Annotated in this window: 22 protein-coding genes; 19 read left to right on the top strand and 3 right to left on the bottom strand. The window is 37.4% G+C overall.

Going from position 1 to position 21561, the window contains the following annotated elements:
• Window positions 1–47 precede the first annotated feature (47 nt).
• Window positions 48–1409, bottom strand: a complete 1362-nt coding sequence (gene brnQ / locus BFL01S_RS11625; protein ID WP_061785776.1) for a branched-chain amino acid transport system II carrier protein — start codon at window positions 1407–1409, stop codon at window positions 48–50.
• A gap of 265 nt (window positions 1410–1674) precedes the next feature.
• On the opposite strand from brnQ, the gene BFL01S_RS11620 reads away from it, so the two are divergent.
• From BFL01S_RS11620 to BFL01S_RS11605, 4 genes are all read left to right on the top strand, one after another.
• Window positions 1675–2817, top strand: a complete 1143-nt coding sequence (locus BFL01S_RS11620; protein WP_061785775.1) for a cysteine desulfurase family protein — start codon at window positions 1675–1677, stop codon at window positions 2815–2817.
• A gap of 6 nt (window positions 2818–2823) precedes the next feature.
• Window positions 2824–4035, top strand: coding sequence for a tRNA uracil 4-sulfurtransferase ThiI (gene thiI / locus BFL01S_RS11615; RefSeq protein ID WP_061785774.1), 1212 nt, complete (start codon window positions 2824–2826; stop codon window positions 4033–4035).
• Between the two features lie 95 nt (window positions 4036–4130).
• Window positions 4131–4325: an alpha/beta-type small acid-soluble spore protein gene (locus BFL01S_RS11610; RefSeq protein WP_061785773.1), complete on the top strand. Its 195-nt coding sequence runs from the start codon at window positions 4131–4133 to the stop codon at window positions 4323–4325.
• A gap of 135 nt (window positions 4326–4460) precedes the next feature.
• Entirely contained in the window at window positions 4461–6056 is a 1596-nt protein-coding gene (locus tag BFL01S_RS11605; protein ID WP_061785772.1) for an amidohydrolase, read from the top strand.
• 42 nt (window positions 6057–6098) lie between these two features.
• On the opposite strand, the gene BFL01S_RS11600 is transcribed toward BFL01S_RS11605, so the two are convergent.
• Window positions 6099–6899, bottom strand: a complete 801-nt coding sequence (locus BFL01S_RS11600) for an NAD kinase (protein ID WP_025908919.1) — start codon at window positions 6897–6899, stop codon at window positions 6099–6101.
• A 158-nt stretch (window positions 6900–7057) separates the two neighbouring features.
• Here BFL01S_RS11600 and sppA point away from each other — a divergent pair, with 158 nt between their 5' ends.
• The 8 genes from sppA to BFL01S_RS11560 all read left to right on the top strand — a co-directional run bounded on the left by sppA (window position 7058) and on the right by BFL01S_RS11560 (window position 13981).
• On the top strand, window positions 7058–8071 hold the full coding sequence (sppA, locus tag BFL01S_RS11595; RefSeq protein ID WP_061785771.1) for a signal peptide peptidase SppA: 1014 nt from the start codon (window positions 7058–7060) through the stop codon (window positions 8069–8071).
• Window positions 8072–8084: 13 nt separating this feature from the next.
• On the top strand, window positions 8085–8588 hold the full coding sequence (locus BFL01S_RS11590) for an RDD family protein (protein WP_025908921.1): 504 nt from the start codon (window positions 8085–8087) through the stop codon (window positions 8586–8588).
• Window positions 8589–8676: 88 nt separating this feature from the next.
• Window positions 8677–9366: a DUF2953 domain-containing protein gene (locus BFL01S_RS11585; RefSeq protein WP_225001569.1), complete on the top strand. Its 690-nt coding sequence runs from the start codon at window positions 8677–8679 to the stop codon at window positions 9364–9366.
• A 13-nt stretch (window positions 9367–9379) separates the two neighbouring features.
• A complete protein-coding gene (gene ytfJ / locus BFL01S_RS11580; protein ID WP_025908923.1) occupies window positions 9380–9838 on the top strand; it encodes a GerW family sporulation protein in 459 nt (152 codons plus the stop codon).
• Between the two features lie 131 nt (window positions 9839–9969).
• A complete protein-coding gene (gene tpx, locus BFL01S_RS11575; RefSeq protein WP_061785770.1) occupies window positions 9970–10470 on the top strand; it encodes a thiol peroxidase in 501 nt (166 codons plus the stop codon).
• Window positions 10471–10631: 161 nt separating this feature from the next.
• A complete protein-coding gene (locus BFL01S_RS11570; protein WP_078989191.1) occupies window positions 10632–11621 on the top strand; it encodes a class I SAM-dependent methyltransferase in 990 nt (329 codons plus the stop codon).
• 200 nt (window positions 11622–11821) lie between these two features.
• Window positions 11822–13012, top strand: coding sequence for an acetate kinase (locus BFL01S_RS11565; RefSeq protein ID WP_025908926.1), 1191 nt, complete (start codon window positions 11822–11824; stop codon window positions 13010–13012).
• 120 nt (window positions 13013–13132) lie between these two features.
• On the top strand, window positions 13133–13981 hold the full coding sequence (locus BFL01S_RS11560; RefSeq protein WP_061785768.1) for an EcsC family protein: 849 nt from the start codon (window positions 13133–13135) through the stop codon (window positions 13979–13981).
• A 266-nt stretch (window positions 13982–14247) separates the two neighbouring features.
• Here BFL01S_RS11560 and BFL01S_RS11555 read toward each other — a convergent pair whose 3' ends face one another.
• On the bottom strand, window positions 14248–14562 hold the full coding sequence (locus tag BFL01S_RS11555) for a hypothetical protein (RefSeq protein ID WP_025908928.1): 315 nt from the start codon (window positions 14560–14562) through the stop codon (window positions 14248–14250).
• Between the two features lie 314 nt (window positions 14563–14876).
• Between BFL01S_RS11555 and BFL01S_RS11550 the strand changes: the two genes are divergently transcribed.
• The 7 genes from BFL01S_RS11550 to BFL01S_RS11525 all read left to right on the top strand — a co-directional run bounded on the left by BFL01S_RS11550 (window position 14877) and on the right by BFL01S_RS11525 (window position 21546).
• Window positions 14877–16085, top strand: coding sequence for an argininosuccinate synthase (locus BFL01S_RS11550; RefSeq protein ID WP_025908929.1), 1209 nt, complete (start codon window positions 14877–14879; stop codon window positions 16083–16085).
• Window positions 16082–17470, top strand: a complete 1389-nt coding sequence (gene argH / locus BFL01S_RS11545; protein ID WP_025908930.1) for an argininosuccinate lyase — start codon at window positions 16082–16084, stop codon at window positions 17468–17470. Before BFL01S_RS11550 ends, argH begins: the two co-directional genes overlap by 4 nt.
• A gap of 153 nt (window positions 17471–17623) precedes the next feature.
• A complete protein-coding gene (locus BFL01S_RS20750) occupies window positions 17624–17794 on the top strand; it encodes a hypothetical protein (RefSeq protein WP_169799852.1) in 171 nt (56 codons plus the stop codon).
• Between the two features lie 117 nt (window positions 17795–17911).
• Window positions 17912–19033: an alanine dehydrogenase gene (gene ald, locus BFL01S_RS11540; protein ID WP_025908931.1), complete on the top strand. Its 1122-nt coding sequence runs from the start codon at window positions 17912–17914 to the stop codon at window positions 19031–19033.
• Window positions 19034–19130: 97 nt separating this feature from the next.
• Window positions 19131–19811, top strand: a complete 681-nt coding sequence (locus tag BFL01S_RS11535) for a metal-dependent hydrolase (RefSeq protein ID WP_025908932.1) — start codon at window positions 19131–19133, stop codon at window positions 19809–19811.
• Window positions 19812–19901: 90 nt separating this feature from the next.
• Window positions 19902–20141, top strand: coding sequence for a hypothetical protein (locus BFL01S_RS11530; RefSeq protein ID WP_025908933.1), 240 nt, complete (start codon window positions 19902–19904; stop codon window positions 20139–20141).
• An 88-nt stretch (window positions 20142–20229) separates the two neighbouring features.
• Entirely contained in the window at window positions 20230–21546 is a 1317-nt protein-coding gene (locus BFL01S_RS11525) for a CBS domain-containing protein (protein ID WP_025908934.1), read from the top strand.
• Window positions 21547–21561 lie beyond the last annotated feature (15 nt).

Here is a 21561-nt window from a genome sequence, read left to right as displayed (position 1 = left end):
GGGGTCAGTCCCTAGTCAGCTGGCGTTTTTTTATAATTGATATGAAATTATGAAGCTTTGCGAGAAGAAGATTCCAAATCTTCGATGTAGCTTCCACGGATTTTACTAATCATATAGCCAATGATACAAGCGATAAGGGTTGGAATTAGCCAGCCCATTCCATCGCTATAAAGCGGTAGGTAATTTGTAAACAGCTTGTCAATACTTGCAATTTTTAAATTAGCAGCATTTAACCCGTCAAAGAGGCTAAAGAAAGAACTTGTAACGACTGCTAATACATATACTTCACGGCCAAATCGCAGTACTGATGCAACTAGAGAAAGGACAATTAAGCTAATTGCAATTGGATAGATAAATGTAAGGATTGGTACGGAAATAGAAATTAACTGTGTTAGCCCTACATTTGCAATAACTGCACTAAATATCGTGAGCACTACTACAAAACCTTTATAAGAAAGTTTTGGAAAGATTCGATTAAAAAAAGAACTACAAGCAGAAATTAAGCCAATTGATGTAGTTAAACATGCAAATGTAATTGCTAGTCCTAAAATAATCGTTCCAAAGCCGCCAAATAGCTCGCGAGCAACAGCTGTTAAAATTGCTCCTCCGTTGGCTTGCATGCCAATAGACTCTACGCTAGATGCACCAATATAAGCTAGTGATACATATACTAAAATCAATCCAATAGCAGCAATAAAACCTGCTTTAATACAAATAGCCGAAAGTTTCTGACTATTTACAATCCCTTTTTCTCGAATACTTGAAATGACAACAATTCCAAACACAAGAGCTGCAATAGCGTCCATTGTTAAATAACCATCAACAAACCCTGCTACAAATGAAGCTGATTCGTACCTTGGTTGTGGAAGTTGAAATTCTCCCATTGGTGTCAGTAAACTTTTTAGAACAAGTATAGCTAAAACTGTTAACAACAGCGGTGTTAAAACCTTACCAATGCGATCTACAATTTTTGTTGGGTTCAATGACAAAAATAACGTAATACCAAAGAAAATAATTGTATAGATCATTAAAGGTACATTACTAGCTAACGCGCTATCAGATAAGAAAGGTGTAACACCAATTTCAAACGCTACGGTATCTGTTCTTGGAATACCAAAAAAAGGTCCAATTGCTAGATATAAAACAATTGTAAAAAATATTCCGAAAATAGGATGTACTCTGTTTGCTATTTTTGTAAAATCTCCATTGGTTTTAGATATGGCGATGATTCCTAGTAACGGCAATCCAACACCCGTTATCAAAAAGCCAACTGTTGCGCTCCATGTATTTACCCCTGCTTGTTGTCCTAACGAGGGAGGGAAAATCATATTACCTGCACCAAAAAATAGGGCAAAAAGCATTAAACCAATAGCTAATGTCTCTTTGCGAGTCAATGCTTCTTTTTTCATAATGCCTCCTATGTTTTATAGAAATAGTATAAAGTTTCTGATACATACTATCATACTTCATAAAAAAAATGTCGAAAATTTTAAAAATCTAAATATTCAGTTTAATATTTCGGACAGTTATTATATTATTTAAGCTTTCCTTTTAGAAAAGTAATTAAGAGTATTATTTGTTTCATTTGGATAAATAAACAACATCATTTAAAAAATAATGAAGGTATGCTAAGATAAAAAGTTGTTTCTAAATATTCTTAAAGGGGCGTGCACATTGATTTACTTAGATAATAGTGCTACTACTAAGCCTTACGATGAAGTTATTCAATCTTTTACAAAGGTTGCTACGACATATTATGGAAATCCTTCTTCACTCCATCAGTTTGGTGTACAAGCTGAAAATCTTATGACAAAGTCAAGAGAGCAAGTAGGGCAATTACTACATGTATCACCTAAAGAAATTATTTTTACATCTGGAGGTACGGAAGGAAATAACATGGCGATAAAAGGTACAGCCATGAAATATAGAAATAGAGGCCGTCATATTATCACAACGGCTATTGAACATGACTCCGTTCATGAACCTTTTAAACAATTACAAGAGCTTGGTTTTGATGTAACATATTTACCTGTTTCTAGAGAAGGGTTTGTGGATCCTCATGATCTTAAAGATGCAATTACAGCTGAAACTATTTTAGTTTCAATCATGCATGTTAATAATGAAATTGGAACAATTCAACCTATTGAGGAAATTGGGAAAATACTGAAGGAGTATCCAACCGTTTTATATCACGTAGATCACGTTCAAGGGATTGGAAAAGTCCCTCTTTCATTGCGAGGTGCTCATATTGATTTATGCACAATATCAGGTCATAAAATTCATGGTTTAAAAGGAACAGGTATTTTGTATATAAGCCAAGGGGTTGAGCTTTCACCATTAATTAGTGGAGGGGCTCAAGAGTTGCAGAAACGCTCTGGAACTGAAAATGTGCCGGGAGTTGTCTCGTTCGCAAAAGCAATGCGTTTAACCATGGAACATGCGTCGAAAAATAGTAATAAAATGAAAAAGATGCAGAGTGAACTGAAGTCCCAATTGGAAAAGCATGAGCGTATTATCATGAACACCCCAGCTGAAGGAGCCGCTCCTCACATCTTAAATTTTACAGTAAAAGGAATCAAAGGTGAAGTATTCGTTCATGCTCTAGAGGAAAAGGGTGTTTTTGTATCTACGACATCAGCGTGTTCTTCTAAGCGTCAAAAGCCTAGTAAAACATTATTAGGAATGGGGAAAAGTTACGAAGAAGCTGATCAGTCAATTCGTATTAGCCTATCTCATTTTAATGATTTTAATGAAATAACGCCAACAGTTAATGCAATCTTCACAGTAATTGAAGAACTAAAAAAAGTAATGGGGTAAAAATAAATGATTTATAACCATATATTAATTCGCTACGGAGAAATCTCAACTAAAGGACAAAACCGAAAGAAATTTGTTGCTCAGCTACGTCAAAATATTGCTCATGCCTTAACTCAATTTTCTAATGTGGATATTAAATATACAAGAGATCGTATGTACATCCATTTAAATGGAGAAAATCATGAGCCGATTGTAGAACTTCTTCAAGAAGTTTTCGGTATTCAGAGCTTTAGCTTAGCTTTAAAAGTAGAAAATGAACTAGAAGCCATTCAAGAAGCTGCGTTAAAAGCGATGCAAGAGTTTGATGTAGAGAATAGAACATTCAAAGTATCAACACGTCGTGCGTATAAAGAATTTCCACTTGATACCAGTGAGCTTAACTATGCAGTTGGTAGTCACATTTTGCGAAATACAACAAATTTGAAAGTAGATGTGCGTAATCCTGATGTAAATGTAAGGGTAGAAGTTCGTCGTGAAGCAACGTACATTACGTGTTTTGACTATCAAGGAGCTGGAGGGCTTCCAGTAGGTACAAGCGGACGCGCAATGCTTATGCTATCAGGTGGAATTGATAGCCCTGTTGCAGGTTACCTAGCGATGAAAAGAGGTCTGGAGATTGAAGCAGTTCATTTCTATAGCCCACCGTTTACAAGCGAACGCTCTAAGCAAAAAGTAATTGATCTTGCTCAAAAGCTTACGAAATATCATGCCAATATTAAGCTTCATATCGTGCCGTTTACAGCTGTTCAGCAAGCTATTCAAAAACAGATTCCAGAAAACTATACGATGACATCTACAAGAAGAATGATGCTTCGTATTACGGATTTATTGCGTGCTCAGAGAGAATCTTTAGCGATTGTAACAGGAGATAGTTTGGGACAGGTTGCTAGCCAAACGGTTGAAAGTATGTATGCAATTAATGAAGTGACAAACACGCCAATCTTACGACCACTTGTCACAATGGACAAAACGGATATTATTAAAATTGCTCAGCGAATTGATACGCATGAGATTTCGAATCGTCCTTATGAAGACTGTTGTACAATTTTTACGCCAAGCGCACCAAAAACAAAGCCGAAACGTGAAAAAGTAAATCGATACGAAGAATTTTATGATTTTGATACGCTTATAAAAGAAGCAGTTCAAAATACAGAAACCCTTGAAATAAAGGCGTTGGAGCCACAAAATCTACTTGGAAATGACGACGAGTTATTTTAAAAAATAAAAAGATAAAAATTACCAAAAAAAAAATGTATGGAGCCATGTGTTTTGACACACTCTATATTCAACAAGCAACGAGGAGGTGAAAACACATGCCAAACACAAACAAATTAGTAGCTCCTGGTTCAGCAGCTGCTATCGACCAAATGAAATACGAAATCGCTTCTGAATTCGGTGTAAACCTTGGACCAGAAGCAACATCTCGCGCTAACGGTTCTGTTGGTGGCGAAATCACTAAACGTTTAGTTCAAATGGCTGAACAACAACTTGGTGGTAGCTACAAATAAGTCATATTAACTGAATAATGATGGCTAAAGAAGAGTGAGGGAAACCTCACTCTTTTCGTTTTGGTGATTTTCTTTCACCATTTGTGGCAAAGCTTTATACTAAATGTAAAGTACGTTTGGGAAAGGGAGAGAGAGATGGGAACATTGTTTTACGGTGGAAAAATTTATACAATGGCTCAAGAAGGAGAATGGGTAGAGAGTGTTTTTGTAGAAAATGGGATGATTGAAGACCTTGGTTTCGAACGTGACGTCAGAAATGCACAACAAAAAAATACTCAAAACGAAGTAAACTTAGATGGCAGCGTCATGTATCCCGGTTTTGTTGATAGTCATTTACATTTAATTGGACACGGAGAAAAACTGCTTCGTTTAGACTTATCCCAAGCATCTTCTGCCAGTGAGGTATTGAAATTAGTTCAGGAAAAGGTTAAGCAAACGCCACCAGGGGAATGGATTATTGGAGAAGGATGGGATGAGAATCAGTGGGATGATCGAGAACTACTTCATTATCGAGATTTAGATTCTCTTACGGACCAACATCCAATTGTTCTTAAACGTGTTTGTAGACATGGGTTGCTTGCTAATGGCAAAGCGTTAACAATAGCAAAAATCTCTAAAGGCACTGAATCACCAGAGGGAGGCGCCATTCAAGTTGATGAGCTGGGAATGCCAACGGGCTTTTTAGCAGATCAAGCACAGGAACTGGTAACCAAGCATATTCCAGTTGTATCAGAAGCTTATTTAGAAAAAGCTTTGCAGGTTTCAATTAAAGATTGTGTTCAATACGGACTAACGGGCGTACATACGGAAGATTTAAATTATTATGGTGGTTTTACACGAACATACCAAGCGTTTAAAAAAGTAATAGAGGATCAAAGAAATTTATTTCGCTGTAACTTACTTGTTCATCATGGGGTTGTAGAATCAATGGACGAATATGTGAAACAGCAGTCTACCCACTCTGCATTTTTAGAATTTGGTGCGATGAAAATTTTTGCTGATGGTTCATTAGGTAGTCAATCTGCACTGCTTAGCTTTCCATATAAAAGTGATCCATCAACAAACGGGCTAGCTATTCAGAGCCTACCAGAGCTTAAACAGCTTGTTCGAAAGGCGAGAGAGCTTAGCAGACCTGTAGCTATTCATGCTATCGGTGATTTAGCTTTTGAATACGTATTAGATAGCATTGAGCAATATCCACCTAGTGAAAAGGTTCGAGATCGTATTATTCATGCACAAATCTTAAGGAAAGATTTGATTGAAAGAACGAAGCGTTTACCTGTTGTATTAGACATTCAACCGCGCTTTTTAGCAAGTGACTTTCCGTGGGTAATTGATAAGATAGGTGAGGAAAACTTAAAATATTGCTATGCATGGAAGACTCTATTAGATAACAGCATTATGTGTGCGGGAGGCTCGGATGCACCTATAGAGCCAATTAACCCACTGCTAGGAATACACGCAGCCGTAACGCGCAAAGTAGGGGTAGGCGACTTACCTGAATATATGCCAAAAGAAAAGTTAACGATGTTTCAAGCCATTCAGCTATTTACATTAGGAAGTGCCCAAGCAACTAGCCAAGAACATATAAAAGGAAAGATTAAAAAAGGATACATTGGCGACTTTACGGTGTTTAAAAAGGACTTATTTGAGGTAAACGTGGATGAGCTACTTGAAGTGCAAGTACATTTCACCATTATAAATGGTGAGATTGTTTATCAGTGTTCATAAAGAAAGAGGTGTGCTGTAAAGCACGCCTCTTTAAAATAGTACTTATAAGAATGTACGCTGTACGCGTTGCCAAAATGAATTATCTTTTAATTTTACAGTTTTAACTTGGCGATCGCTTAGACGAACTTGGATTTGATCTACGTGTTTTGTACTGATTGCTTCGTTATCTAAGCCGATAACAGGGTAATGGCTGTTATCGTTTGAGAGCTTTAGGGTTAACGTGTGCTCATTGCTTAAAATAAAAGAAGATCCAAGCGTACGATAATTGTTATTGTTTAAAGATGCAAGTTCGCTGATTTGTATACACGGTAAAAGTGGATCAACGACGGCACCGTTAACTGATTTATTATAAGCTGTACTTCCTGTTGGTGTCGAAATAACCATACCATCGCCACGGAATGTCTCAAAATGATTCTCGTTAATAAATACGTCCATTGTAAACGTTTTTATTAATGCGGATCGCACAAGACATTCATTTAGTGAATGGAATGTCGTCTCTTGATCAATGGTTGTTTCTAATACGGGAAAGCGCCTTACCTCAATATTTTCGGAAGTGATAGCGTCAATCATTTTTTCTTTTTCATTAATATGGAAATCACAGTAGAAGTTTAGCTGCTCGGATGTTGCTACCCCTGCATACAAGCAGTCATCTCTAAAACCTGTTTGACGGACAGCCTGTAAAAAAGCACCGTCATCTCCAATGCTTACAATAATATTTGCCTCTTTCGATTGCTCTACTACCGTAAAATCATACTTAACCGCTAACTCTTGTAAAGGTTTTACTGCGGCATTTGTTTCTTTATTTCTAGGATGAAAGAAATAAACATTACGACGATTTGACATATGTAGTTCCCCCTTGTTTCCCCGTCTTTGATGTAAAAAAATAGTATAAAAGTAAACTTTATTACAAAAGTTTGTTACAATAATTATATCACTATTAAAACATAAATTGAAAGATTATTCTTTCAATTTGTAATCAGGATTAATTTAGGAGGGTTTTCATGAATACGAAAAGGTGGGTAGCACTCGCCATCGCAGTTGGTGTATTTATTATTTCAATACTAGTAAACACAGTTTCAACTTTTATTTTTGCTAGTGATGAGGAAACGGGCGTTGCTGGGTTCTTTGGCGGAAGTGCTAGCGAGCTAACTGAAATGGTTATTGAAGAGGGTGCGTCTCTTAATAAGATTGCTGTTTTAGAAGTAAACGGAACGATTCAAGATACAGGAGATAGTACATCAGTATTTTCGCAAGGTGGCTATAATCACGAGCTGTTTTTAGAACAACTTGATGCAGCTAAAGATGATGACATGGTCAAAGGAATTATCATAAAGGTTAATTCACCAGGGGGTGGAGTAGTAGAAAGCGCTCAAATACATAAAAAAATGGAAGAGATTCAAGCTGATACGAAAAAACCTATCTATATTTCAATGGGCTCAATGGCTGCATCTGGTGGATATTACATCTCGACATCAGCTGATAAAATTTATGCAACTCCAGATACGTTAACAGGTTCACTCGGTGTTATTATGCAAAGCGTAAACTACGGAGAACTCGCTGAGCGTCTTGGAGTAAAAGACGTGACAATAAAAAGTGGTGAGCATAAGGACATTATGTCACCTACGAGAGATATGACTGAAGAAGAGCGTCAAATTATGCAAAAGCTTATTGATAACTCATACAGTGGCTTTGTTGATGTCATCTCGAAAGGGCGCGACTTATCTGAAAGTAAGGTGCGTGAAATTGCTGATGGGCGAATCTATGATGGTCGCCAAGCAAAAGAGTTAAAATTAGTTGATGAGCTAGGGTTCTTTGAAGACAGCTTAGTAGATATGAAAAAGCAGTATAAGCTAAAAGATGCTCAGGTTATTGAATACGAATCAGGCTTTGGCTTCCCTTCATGGCTATCCATGAGCATGAACAAGATGATGGGAAGTGACCAGCAGCTATCTTCTGTTTTGAAATCATTAGCTGAGCCAAATTCCCCTCGTATGATGTATCTATATCAAGAATAGAGGTGGATGAATAATGGAAAATAACTCATATGATAAAGAAGTAGCGGGTGTTGAACATTCATCACCTTTAGAAGATAGAGTAGTAAACCCTTCTGTAGTTGAAAATCGATATGCTGGGTTTTGGATGCGTTTTTGGGCATACCTCCTTGATATCATTGTAGTGGGAAGTATAAATGGTATTATTGTAAAACCAATTTTTAAAGCATTTGATTTTGCTCAAGTTGATCAATTATTTTCACCGTTTTGGTTCATTACAGCACTGACGTTTTATGGCTATTTCATTTTAATGACCAAGTTCTTTGGTCAAACATTAGGAAAGATGGTTTTTGGCTTAAAGGTAGTCTCATTAAATGGAACGCCGCTTAGCTGGTCAGTCGTTTTGTTCCGAGAAGGAATTGGACGTTATATTTCAAAAACGGTTCTATTTATCGGTTATATCATCGTTGCCTTTTTACCTAAAAAGCAAGGTGCACATGACTATTTTGCAGAAACTGCAGTAGTGCATGAAATAAAATAATATAGAAGGCCTCTACTCGTTGAGTGGGGGCCTTTCTTGTTAGGTTTAACTTCATGATATATGGGACATAATGGAAGGGGAAAAAGGAGTGAAGAAAGTGATATGGGTGTCATGGATTATCGCAATACTACTTGTCCTTGTGTTTATAGTGATAGTTACGAAGATTACGGTATATATTGACTTACGACATGCCAAGGATAACGATTATTATCGCGTGACGTTTATGGCGTGGTTTAAGCTCATTCGCTATACATATGAAATACCAGTGGTAAAGGTTCAAAAAGACTCCAATACCCTGCTTGTCGAAGAAAAAAGCGGAGCGGGAGAAAATACAAATAAAGATAAATGGAAAGACTACTCCATGGAAGACGGTCTCAATCTTCTGGAAGATGCAAAGCAATTTTTAGAACATGTTGTTGGCCTTCATACCATTATTCGGAAGTTTTTAAGTCATATAGCAGTGAGAAATTTAAAATGGCATACACGAGTAGGTCTAGGTGACGCTGCTCTCAGCGCTATTTTAGTGGGTGTTGTATGGTCTGCAAAAAGTGGTTTTGTTCATCTGCTTGATCAATACATGAGGCTAAAAGATCCTCCTAGGATGACGGTAGTGCCAGCCTTTCAAAAGATGTGGTCTGAAACCATCTTTCAATGCATAATTTCATTCCGATTAGGACAAGCTATATTAGTAGGTTTACGTTTAGTTAAGCACTGGCGCAAGATGCCTCGCTTTTATAAGCCTGAAAGCGAAAGCAAAGCGCATTCTGTTAAAACATAAGGAGGTTACTTGAATGGGAGAACATCCAATTAAGAGTCTAATGTCTACAGCAATGGAAAATTTAAAAGAAATGATTGACGTCAATACAATCATCGGAGACCCAGTAGAAACACCGGATGGAAGCGTTATTTTAACGGTATCAAAGGTAGGGTTTGGTTTTGCAGCAGGAGGAAGTGAATTTAATGGAGAAGGACACAAGTCATCTTCACAACAAGGTGGTCAATCAGCTGATTCGAGTCATCCCTTTGGTGGAGGAAGTGGTGGAGGAGTATCGATTACGCCAATTGCTTTCTTGATTGTTAGCTCAGCTGGAATTAAAATGCTTCATTTAAATGAAAGCACGCACTTATACGAGAAGATCCTAGACACTGCACCTCAAGCAATCGAACGCATGCAGCATATGTTTAAAAAAAATCGTCATGACCAAGAAAATCATGACCGCAATGATAGTCATGATTCATTTAATCTATAAGCTACAAGCTCTCGTTACATGATTATAAAAACGAGGGCTTTTTTATATGGGGAAAACGCATTTAATTGCAATCTTTTTACATAGGCGCTAATATGAAGGATGTACATATTTATTTAGGGGAGGAATCATTCGTGACAACAGTTAAGTTTAAAGGTAACGATGTAACACTACTAGGGAATCAAGTAAAGGTAGGAGACAAAGCGCCTAATTTTACGGTTCTTGCAAACGATTTGTCAGAAGTAACGTTAGATGACACAAAAGGTTCAGTGCGTCTAATTAGTGTAGTTCCTTCTATTGATACAGGTGTTTGTGATGCACAAACACGCCGCTTCAATGAAGAAGCATCAAAGCTAGACAATGTGAAAGTATTAACAGTAAGCGTTGATTTGCCGTTTGCACAAAAGCGCTGGTGCGGTTCAAATGGTATTGAAAACGTACAAACTGTATCTGATCACCGCGATTTATCTTTTGGTGAAGCATTTGGCGTAGCTATCAAAGAACTACGTTTATTAGCTCGTTCTGTATTTGTGGTAAACTCAAACGACGAAGTAACATACGTTGAGTATTTACCAGAAGTTACGGATCATCCAAACTATGAAGCAGCAATCGAAGCAGCAAAAGCAGCTAAGTAATTGCACATGTTTTAGACAAAGAAGGCGGAAAACATTGTTTTTCGCCTTCTTTGTGTGGCATGAACTATTTGTGATAAAATAAAATTCTTTGTTAGAGTTCTATATAAAGCGTTGTAATGAAAAATAGATTAATAAATGGAAATGTTCAAGGAGGAATAGATGTGAGCGAGTTATCAAAAATGGAGCAGCTGTTTAAGGTTATTGACCAGAGTGCAGTCATTTTACGAAAAGAGCTAAACTGCTTATATTTAGAAGCAGTTGCTGAAACAGGTGAAAATTTATTTCAAGAAGACATCTTACAAGATGAATTAGATGAAGTAACGAAAAAAAGGTTACAAAAAGAATATAGTTCTGTAAAACTGAATCAATTTGAGCAAGAGACAATTCGAAAAGCATATCAATTAGCAGTTTTAAAAGGAATGAAAGAAGCGATTCAGCCAAATCATCAAATGACACCTGATGCGGTAGGGTTATTTATGGGTTATGTCGTTGGTAAGTTTATGGAAGGGAATCAGAGCTATACGATACTAGATCCAGCAGTAGGAGCAGGGAATTTAATTACGACGATTTTAAATATGCATTCACATTCAATTGAACAAGTGTATGGCGTTGATATTGACGACTTATTGCTTCAGTTAACCTATGTAAATGCAAACCTTCAAAAGCACGGTGTAGAGTTATTTCATCAAGATAGTTTACAGCCGCTATTTATTGATCCTGTTGACCTTGTGATTTGTGATTTACCGGTAGGCTATTATCCAAATGATGAAGGTGCTGCCCAATATAAAGTAAAGTCAGAAGAAGGGCATACGTATGCTCATCATTTATTTATTGAAAAAAGCTTAAACCACGTTAAACCAGGTGGATATGTAGTCACGCTGATTCCAAACAATCTATTTGATTCTGAGCAATCTCATCTTCTACAGGCGTTGCTAAAAGAAGAAGCGATTGTACAAGCAATCATTCAGCTTCCGTTATCGATGTTTAAGCAGAAAGAAGCAGCAAAAAGCATTCTGGTTTTACAGAAAAAGGGTGAGGGGGTAACTCCACCAGAGAACGCACTTCTTGTAAATTTACCAAAGTTTAGTAACAAGCAAGGCATGAACGATATTATGAGTCAAATGAATGAATGGTTTAAATTGAATAAATAATTTATCTTTTTAGAAAATAATGATTTTTTTATGATGGCGCTTTTAATCGTGCATAGCCCTTGAAATCTATAGTGGTGAATGATTAAATGAATAAGGATAGAATTTGTGTCGAAATGCATAGAATATTGTAGAGAATATCGTTTTGTACTTTTTCGTCAAGTTCATAATGCACGTATATAAAAAGGAGCTGTTTTTAGTATATGTCAAAAATTATTGCAATTAATGCTGGTAGCTCATCTTTAAAGTTCCAGCTGTTTGAAATGCCAAGCGAAGCTGTTTTAACAAAAGGTTTAGTAGAGCGTATCGGTTTAGACGATGCTGTTTTCACTATTTCAGTAAATGGTGAAAAACAAACAGAAGTAAGAGAAATTCCAGACCACTCTGTAGCAGTTCAAATCTTAGTAGACAAGCTATTGTCTCAAGGTATTATTGAGTCATACGATGAGATTACAGGCGTTGGACACCGCGTTGTTCACGGTGGAGAGAAGTTTGCTGATTCTGTGTTAATTACGGATAAAACACTAGCTGAAATTGAAGCATTATCAGATTTAGCACCTCTTCATAACCCAGCTAACGTTGTTGGTATTAAAGCATTCCAAGCAATCTTACCAAACATTCCGGCAGTTGCAGTGTTCGATACGGCATTCCATCAAACAATGCCTGAAAAATCATTCTTATACAGCTTACCGTATGAATACTATGAAGACTATGGTGTTCGTAAATACGGTTTCCACGGTACATCACATAAATATGTATCAGAGCGTGCAGCTGAACTATTAGGTCGTCCAGTTGAACAACTACGTTTAATTTCTTGTCATTTAGGTAACGGTGCAAGTATCGCAGCAATCGAAGGTGGAAAATCAATTGATACATCAATGGGCTTCACGCCGTTAGCTGGTGTAGCAATGGGAACTCGTTCTGGTAACATTGACCCTGCGTTAATTCCATTCATCATGGAAAAAACAGGAAAAACTGCAGACGAAGTGCTAAATGTGTTGAATAAAGAAAGTGGTTTACTTGGTATATCAGGTATCTCAAGTGACTTACGTGACTTAATTAAAGCAAGTGGCGAAGGAAACGACCGCGCAGAAACAGCTCTTGAAGTGTTTGCTGGTCGTATTCATAAGTACATTGGCTCTTATGCAGCTCGTATGTCTGGTGTAGATGCAATTATCTTCACTGCAGGTATCGGTGAGAACAGTGATGTTGTACGTGCTCGTGTACTTCGTGGCTTAGAATTTATGGGCGTATATTGGGACCCAGCATTAAACGGTGTTCAAGGAGAAGAAGCGTTTATTAGCTATCCTCACTCTCCAGTAAAGGTTCTTGTCATTCCGACAAATGAAGAAGTAATGATTGCTCGCGACGTAGTTCGCTTAGCAAATATTTAATAGCATGTAAAAAGCTAGCGTCTTTCGCTAGCTTTTTTTGTTTTATGAAAATAGGTGTCTTTTTAAACATTTGTTATAATGGAAACAAATTCTATTACTTATCTTTGAAGGAGTGAAAGCATGAGCCTAACCAATCGAGAAGAGCAGTTGCTACACGAAATCCGGGAGTGGGAACAAACATTGGATGAATATAATCAAAGTCAGATTGAGATTACATATGATGAATGGTTACATAAAGCAGTTGGCCTTGTACCTGAGCATATTTTACAAGAGTATTTAGCGAAAACAGATGATTTTATGTTTCATTTTACATCCTTTATTCAAAATACAGATATTCAGATACAAGCTGAAAAGCGGATTATTAATACAGCACGCGTATTTCAACCAGATATTACAGATATACCAGAACTTCAATCACTACAAATTGATCAACTATCTTACATTTGTGATCAACAGCTAGCAAAACAGAGGCTTTATGCATTGGGACAAGGCGCTTTATCTGGTACGGGGAAAGCTCTACTAGTAGGTACAGATATTCCAGCTTTGTTATTTATTAATTTACAATCGATTCAAAAAGCAGCCATGAGCTACGGTTATAATATCCATACACCGTTTGAACTTATGATGACGTTAAAAGTATTTCATACGGCTTTGCTGCCACCTGAATTGCAAAAGACAGGGTGGCTTGAATTGACAGAGGAAATCGAACATGGTGTCGACCCTTATTTTTATGAAGGTAGAGATCAGGTGGTAACTGAGTCGCTTGTTTATAAAGCTGTTGCTCAGATTGTTAAAAGCTTTCTTATAGTCATCTTAAAGCGTAAGGCATACGGTCGTATTCCTTTGCTTGGTATGGCAATTGGTGGAGGAATGAACTATACATTTACAAAGCAAGTAACAGATTATGCGAAGCGATTTTATCAATATCGTCTTTTAATAGAAAAGGTAAATAACGAGGCTGGGATATAACTACATGATTCCTTCTCAAAGACGAATCATGACATGACGTTTCGAAACGAGTGAGGTTGGAAAAACACGTTCGTTCCATTGTCGCACTTTCCGCGGGGAGGAATCTGAGCCTCCTCGCTGCGCTGTGGGGTCTCAGCCTTTCCTCTAGTTCCCGCAGGAGTCGCGTGTCTTACGCCCCATTCCACTCTTTTTTAAACTTATTTTCCGCACCAACAAAAAACCCGAACGGTTGAGAGTTAACTGAAACACTTATGTCTCGACCTTATTTACAAATGAGTTTTGGCAGATATATCTTGGTCCGTACGATACCAAATCCACAAATCATTAATAATAGAGGCTAATTCAGCAATTTCCTCATTTAATTGGCAAGACTTCTGAAAATTATCTTCTTCTTCTAAAGCAGCCTGCTTGTTATTAATTTTCCTTTCAATTTCTGCAATTCGATCAGGAATCAAACCTCTAATTTCTTCCCACTGAATTAAAATTTCTTCTTGTAGTGCGGGAGTATATTCATTCCATGAATGTGCTAGTACAGGAATAGAAATACCCAGCCTTTTATTATATAAAAACATATTTTGCATAAATAAACGCCTCACTTGCATATGAAATCTTTGCATTAATACTCTCTTTGTTTTGTGAATAAGAACTTATGCTGTTTATGATAAAGGAAATAATAAGAAAAATCATGTGTTTTATCACTTTATATATGCAGTTTTATTTTATGATAAGAGTATATTTATCGTATAAAACAAGGTTTTTGAAAAAGTATTTGTGAATTTATATACTTTTTTTTGAATAAGTATTGAAAAAACCAAATAAAGTTGTTAAAGTAATAGTAGATTAAATGAATAAAAATTTATTGAGATGTATTTATATATATTAGGAGGAAATGTTGATGAGTAATCCGAAAATTGTTCTTGCATATTCAGGTGGTTTAGATACTTCAGTTGCTATTAAATGGTTACAGGAAAAAGGTTATGATGTTGTTGCTTGTTGTTTAGATGTAGGTGAAGGAAAAGATTTAAACTTTATTAAAGAAAAAGCTATTACAGTTGGAGCGGTAGCATCACACGTGATTGATGCCAAAGAAGAGTATGCAAATATTTATGCATTAGCTGCTCTGCAAGCTCACACATTATATGAAGGCAAATATCCATTAGTATCTGCGTTATCAAGACCGCTAATTGCAAAGAAGCTTGTTGAAGTCGCAGAGAAAGAAAATGCAGTAGCTGTGGCCCATGGTTGTACAGGAAAAGGAAATGACCAAGTTCGTTTTGAAGTTTCAATCAAAGCTTTAAACCCAGATCTAGAAGTTGTTGCACCGGTACGTGATTGGAAATGGTCTCGTGAAGAAGAAATTGAATATGCGAAGCAGCATAATATTCCAATTCCAGTTAACTTAGACAGCCCGTTTTCAATTGATCAAAATTTATGGGGAAGAAGTAACGAGTGTGGTGTTCTAGAAGATCCTTGGGCTGCTCCACCGGAAGAAGCTTACGACTTAACTGTTGCATTAGAAGATACGCCGGATACTCCTGAAACGGTTGAAATTGAATTTGTTCAAGGTGTACCTGTTTCATTAAATGGCCAATCTTATACGTTAGCTCAGCTTATTCTTGAACTGAACGATATTGCTGGAAAGCACGGAGTTGGACGTATCGACCACGTAGAAAATCGTTTAGTTGGAATTAAGTCACGTGAAGTATATGAGTGTCCAGCTGCGATGACTCTTATCAAAGCGCATAAGGAATTAGAAGATCTAACACTTGTAAAAGAAGTGGCACATTTCAAACCAATTATTGAGAAAAAGTTAACGGAAGTTATTTATGAAGGACTTTGGTTCTCACCTTTAACAAATTCACTGTTAGCATTCTTAAAGGATACGCAACAATATGTAAACGGAACGGTACGTGTAAAGCTGTTTAAAGGTCATGCGATTGTTGAAGGCCGTAAGTCTCCAAACTCTCTATATAACGAAAAACTTGCTACGTACACAAAAGAAGATGAATTTGACCATAACGCAGCAGTAGGATTTATCTCTTTATGGGGACTTCCAACAAAAGTTAGCAGCATGGTGAATACTAAGAAGGTGACGACAGTATGACCAAATTATGGGGAGGACGTTTTACGAAACGTCCTGAACAATGGATTGATGAATTTGGGGCATCCATTTCATTCGACCAACATTTAGTAGAAGAAGATATTGAAGGTAGCTTAGCTCATGTATCTATGCTAGAAAAATGCAAAATTCTTTCTAGTGAAGAAGCGAATCAAATTAAAGCAGGGTTACAAACCCTGCTTCAAAAAGCAAAAAATAAAGAGCTTATGTTTTCTGCTCAGTACGAAGATATTCATTTGAATCTAGAAAAGCTCTTAATCGATGAAATTGGTCCTGTAGGTGGAAAACTGCATACAGGCAGAAGCCGTAATGACCAAGTTGCAACTGATATGCACTTATATTTAAAGAAGCATGTGCAGCAAATCATCCAACTGACAAAGCATTTACAGCATGTGTTAGTTGAAAAAGCTGATCAGCATGTTGAAACAATCTTTCCTGGCTACACGCATCTACAAAGAGCGCAGCCTGTATCGTTTGCTCATCACTTACTAGCGTATGTATCAATGTTTAAGCGTGATACTGAGCGATTTGAAGAATCGTTAAAACGCATTGATATCTCTCCCCTAGGAGCAGGAGCACTTGCTGGTACAACGTTCCCAATTGATCGTTACTATAGCGCTGAGCTGTTGGGCTTTGCCGATATTTATCAAAATAGTATGGATGCAGTAAGTGATCGCGACTTTATTTTAGAATTTTTGAGCAATAGCTCAATTTTGATGATGCACTTATCTCGTTTCTGCGAAGAGTTAATTTTATGGTCGAGTCAAGAATTCCAGTTTATTGAAATGGATGACACATATGCTACAGGAAGCAGTATTATGCCACAAAAGAAAAACCCTGATATGGCTGAGCTAATCCGTGGAAAAACAGGAAGAGTCTATGGACATCTCTTTAGCTTGTTAACAGTGTTGAAAGGTACGCCTCTAACATACAACAAAGATTTACAAGAAGACAAAGAGGGTATGTTTGATACAGTTACAACGATTGAGGGTTGCTTGACAATCTTTGCTGGAATGATTGAAACAATGACTGTTAAAACAGACGTCATGGAATCATCAACTAAAAAAGACTTTTCAAATGCAACGGAATTAGCAGACTACCTTGCTTCAAAAGGGATGCCGTTCCGTCAGGCTCATGAAGTTGTAGGTAAGCTTGTTCTAGAGTGCATTCAGCAAGGTATGTATCTAATGGATTTACCGTTAGAAAATTACCAAGCGGCAAGCGATTTATTTGAAGAGGATATCTATCACGTACTTGATCCAAAAACTGCGGTTAATCGTCGTAATAGTGCGGGTGGTACAGGTTTCGATCAGGTAAGACAAGCAATCTTAAAAGTTAAAGAGGATTTGAAGCAAGAAGTTAATGCATAAAAAATGCGCACTCACTGAAGTGCGCATTTTTTATGCTTATTTTTTGTGAAAATGTACAGAGTCATAATCACGGTTACATCGTGCATAACTCCAACAAGTTAGAAGAAAAATAGAGGGGAATAAAACAACACGTTATATAAGGAGAGATTAACAATGAAAGAAAAAAAGAACCCTCAGCACGTTTATGAATACGATCATGAAGGAGAACAACAAACGTTTCAACAACTAATGGACTCTTACTCAAGTGGTGTAGTAGGAGATGGCTACATGGCTTCAACATTTGAAAATGTTGAAGCTAAAAGTGATAACGAACTATATGAATAAAAAGATGGATAGACTATAAATAAGACAAAAACTCCCCACTTTATAAGCATAAGGTGGGGAGCTTATTTTACATATCATTCATATGATAAATAAACAATAAATTAAGGAGTGACAATCGTGAAAATAGGTGTTCCAAAAGAAATTAAGAATAATGAAAATCGCGTTGCTATTACACCAGCTGGCGTAACGGCATTTACAAACGCTGGTCACGAAGTATGGGTTGAAAAAAGTGCTGGTGAGGGATCTGGCTTTACGGATGAACAGTATGTAGAAGCTGGAGCGACCATTGTTGAAACAGCTCACGATGCGTGGAGTGCAGAGATGGTCATGAAAGTAAAAGAACCATTACAAGAAGAGTACGATTACTTTCGTGAAGGATTAATTTTATTTACGTACTTGCACCTTGCTGCTGAAGAAGCATTAACAAAAGCATTGATTGAAAAGAAAGTAGTAGGCATTGCGTATGAAACTGTGCAGCTACCGAATCGTACGCTTCCACTTTTGACACCAATGAGCGAAGTAGCTGGAAGGATGTCCTCGCAGATTGGGGCACAATTTCTAGAAAAAACAAAGGGTGGTAAGGGAGTTTTACTAAGTGGTGTGCCCGGTGTTCAACGAGGAAAAGTAACGATTATTGGCGGTGGAGTTGCGGGAACAAATGCTGCGAAAATTGCTGTTGGCCTAGGGGCAAATGTAACAATTATTGATTTAAATGCAGAGCGACTTCGACAATTAGACGACTTATTTGGCAAAGAAATTACAACATTAATGTCAAATCACTATAACATTGCAGAATCTGTGAAGGACTCAGACCTAGTAATTGGAGCAGTATTAATTCCAGGTGCCAAAGCTCCAAAATTAGTTACCACTTCCATGATTAAAACAATGTCTCCAGGTTCAGTTGTCGTAGACATTGCGATTGACCAAGGTGGAATCTTTGAAACAACAGACCGCATTACAACACATGATAATCCAACGTATGAAAAGCACGGTGTTTTGCACTATGCGGTAGCTAATATGCCTGGAGCTGTTCCTCGTACGTCAACCATGGCTTTAACGAACGTGACTGTTCCTTATGCGCTTCAAATTGCAACCCTAGGGTACAAGAAAGCGTGTTTGAAAAATCCACCGTTACTTCAAGGGATTAATACATTAAACGGCTTTGTGACATATGCAGCAGTAGCGGATGCACATGGATTAACGTACTCTGATGCTACAACATTGTTAGAGCAAGCATAACGGCTTTATAATAAAGAGAACGTACCCTTTTTGTTTAAATTAGTATAGAAAGGGTACGAACTAGTTAATTAGTGATAATGATAAAGGAGAGGTTATTGTGCACATTTCTTATCACGGACACTCTGTTGTGAAAATTGAAACGCAAGGGAAGACAATTTTAATTGATCCGTTTATTACAGGAAATGGAAAAACTGATTTAAATGCAGAGGATGTACAAGCAGACTATATCTTACTAACGCACGGTCATAACGATCACGTAGGAGATACAGTAGCCATTGCAAAACGAACAAATGCGCAGGTTATTGCTATTGCTGAGCTCGCTACATATTTAGGATGGAAAGGTTTAAATGTTCATCCCATGAGCATTGGAGGAGCTTATACGTTTGATTTTGGTAAAGTTAAACTCACACAAGCTTTTCATGGATCAAGCTATACGGAAGAAGAAAGCAAGCAAATTGTTTACACGGGCATGCCAGCAGGGTTGCTGCTAACAATTGAAGGAAAAACCATTTATCATGCGGGTGATACGGCGCTTTATTCTGACATGAAATTGTTAAGCGATTACCATCCAGATGTAGCATTTTTGCCGATTGGAGATAACTTTACAATGGGTCCTGAGGATGCGGCAATTGCAGCTTCATGGATAAATGCCAAATTAGTTGTTCCAATCCATTATGATACGTTCCCTGTTATTAAACAAGATCCTCATGAGTTCGTCCAATCCTTAAAAGGAATTGAAGGGAAAGTCTTACAGCCTGGAGAAGGTTTGGATTTGTAATAGAAATAGCAAGACGATGCAAATTTAGCGCGCATCGTCTTTTTTTGTGTGTACAAGCATACTATGTAAATAAAAAAGGGGGAATGTAGTGTGTTAAAGCGAAATAAAGCAATTTTATATTTGTTGTTGTGTGGTCTTATGCTTTATTATGCAAAGCCTTATATTGTCATAAGCACAGAGAGCCTTCAAGGGATTTTTAGCCTTACGTGGTTAGGGTTAGCACTTCTAGTTGTAGGTGGCAATGTGTCATCACTTTTATATGCGAAAAAAGAAGAACAAAAAAAGCTTTTGCAACAAAAGCTTCGTAAGCCAATTCGTCAAAGAGGATGAGATTGAATCCAGCTCTTCCCACCTTTATAATAAAAAGAAAAGAGTAAAGCACCGAGTACGTCCGGCGCTTTAGAAGGGTGAAGTACATTTGGCGACAAAACATGAACAGATTTTACACTATATTGACTCGTTACCAATTGGTGAAAAAATATCAGTTAGGCAGATTGCAAAAGAACTGACGGTAAGCGAAGGTACTGCTTATCGAGCTATTAAAGATGCAGAAAATAAAGGATACGTTTCTACAATAGAGCGTGTTGGGACCATTCGAATCGAGCGAAAGAAAAAAGAAAATATTGAAAAGCTTACTTTTGCCGAAGTTGTAAACATTGTAGATGGACAAGTGCTGGGTGGAAGAGAAGGGTTATATAAAACGCTTAATAAATTTGTTATTGGTGCAATGAAGCTAGATGCCATGATGAGATACACAGAAGCAGGAAACCTTTTAATTGTTGGAAACCGAGTAAATGCACATGAATTGGCTTTAGAAGCAGGAGCAGCTGTTTTAATTACAGGAGGATTTGATACGGAAGATTGGGTGAAGAAGCTCGCAGATGACTTAAAACTTCCTATCATTTCTACAAGTTATGATACATTTACCGTTGCAACCATGATTAACCGTGCCATTTACGATCAATTGATCAAAAAGGAAATTGTACTGGTGGAAGATATCTTAACGCCTGCTGAAGAAGCTGTTAGCCTAAAGCTTAATGATACAATTGCTACGTGGCATAACCTTAACACAAAAACGCATCATAGCCGTTTTCCTGTAGTGGATGATCAGATGAAAGTCCACGGAATGGTGACTTCTAAAGATGTAATTGGTTATGATGCCCAAACCTCGATCGAGAAGGTAATGACGAAAAATCCAATGACGGTCCATGGTAAAACGTCGGTGGCATCTTCTGCTCATATGATGGTTTGGGAAGGTATTGAAGTTCTTCCTGTTGTTGATGACTCTCACCATTTAGAAGGAATTATCAGTCGACAGGATGTCTTAAAAGCACTTCAGATGATTCAAAGGCAACCTCAGGTTGGCGAAACAATTGACGATATTGTGACCAATCAATTCATCGATGTAAAAGATACAAAAGCTGAACCTTTTTATCGCTGTGAAGTAACGCCGCAAATGACAAACTATATGGGAACTATTTCGTACGGCGTATTTACGACAATTGTAACGGAAGCAGCAAACCGAGCGCTTCGTTCATTCAAAAAAGGTGACTTAGTTATTGAGAATATTACGATCTATTTCATTAAACCTGTACAAATTGACAGCATTGTTGAAATTCGACCGAAAGTATTGGAGCTGGGTCGAAAGTTTGGAAAGGTAGATGTTGAAGTATATAATGAGGGCGTCGTTGTTGGTAAAGCAATGCTAATGGCGCAGCTTTTAGAACGTGTATAAAAAGAGACTGAGACA

Source organism: Priestia flexa NBRC 15715, from assembly GCF_001591565.1.
Lineage (GTDB): Bacteria > Bacillota > Bacilli > Bacillales > Bacillaceae_H > Priestia > Priestia flexa.
The sequence above is the reverse complement of the archived record's forward strand: the minus strand, read 5'-3'. Positions and strand labels throughout refer to the sequence as shown.

Excerpts from the sequence above, each read along its gene's own strand:
- brnQ (WP_061785776.1), bottom strand. The coding sequence starts at position 1,409 with ATGAAAAAAGAAGCATTGACTCGCAAAGAGACATTAGCTATTGGTTTA.
- thiI (WP_061785774.1), top strand. The coding sequence starts at position 2,824 with ATGATTTATAACCATATATTAATTCGCTACGGAGAAATCTCAACTAAA.
- BFL01S_RS11610 (WP_061785773.1), top strand. The coding sequence starts at position 4,131 with ATGCCAAACACAAACAAATTAGTAGCTCCTGGTTCAGCAGCTGCTATC.
- BFL01S_RS11605 (WP_061785772.1), top strand. The coding sequence starts at position 4,461 with ATGGGAACATTGTTTTACGGTGGAAAAATTTATACAATGGCTCAAGAA.
- BFL01S_RS11600 (WP_025908919.1), bottom strand. The coding sequence starts at position 6,899 with ATGTCAAATCGTCGTAATGTTTATTTCTTTCATCCTAGAAATAAAGAA.
- sppA (WP_061785771.1), top strand. The coding sequence starts at position 7,058 with ATGAATACGAAAAGGTGGGTAGCACTCGCCATCGCAGTTGGTGTATTT.
- BFL01S_RS11590 (WP_025908921.1), top strand. The coding sequence starts at position 8,085 with ATGGAAAATAACTCATATGATAAAGAAGTAGCGGGTGTTGAACATTCA.
- ytfJ (WP_025908923.1), top strand. The coding sequence starts at position 9,380 with ATGGGAGAACATCCAATTAAGAGTCTAATGTCTACAGCAATGGAAAAT.
- BFL01S_RS11565 (WP_025908926.1), top strand. The coding sequence starts at position 11,822 with ATGTCAAAAATTATTGCAATTAATGCTGGTAGCTCATCTTTAAAGTTC.
- BFL01S_RS11560 (WP_061785768.1), top strand. The coding sequence starts at position 13,133 with ATGAGCCTAACCAATCGAGAAGAGCAGTTGCTACACGAAATCCGGGAG.
- BFL01S_RS11555 (WP_025908928.1), bottom strand. The coding sequence starts at position 14,562 with ATGCAAAATATGTTTTTATATAATAAAAGGCTGGGTATTTCTATTCCT.
- BFL01S_RS11550 (WP_025908929.1), top strand. The coding sequence starts at position 14,877 with ATGAGTAATCCGAAAATTGTTCTTGCATATTCAGGTGGTTTAGATACT.
- argH (WP_025908930.1), top strand. The coding sequence starts at position 16,082 with ATGACCAAATTATGGGGAGGACGTTTTACGAAACGTCCTGAACAATGG.
- BFL01S_RS20750 (WP_169799852.1), top strand. The coding sequence starts at position 17,624 with ATGAAAGAAAAAAAGAACCCTCAGCACGTTTATGAATACGATCATGAA.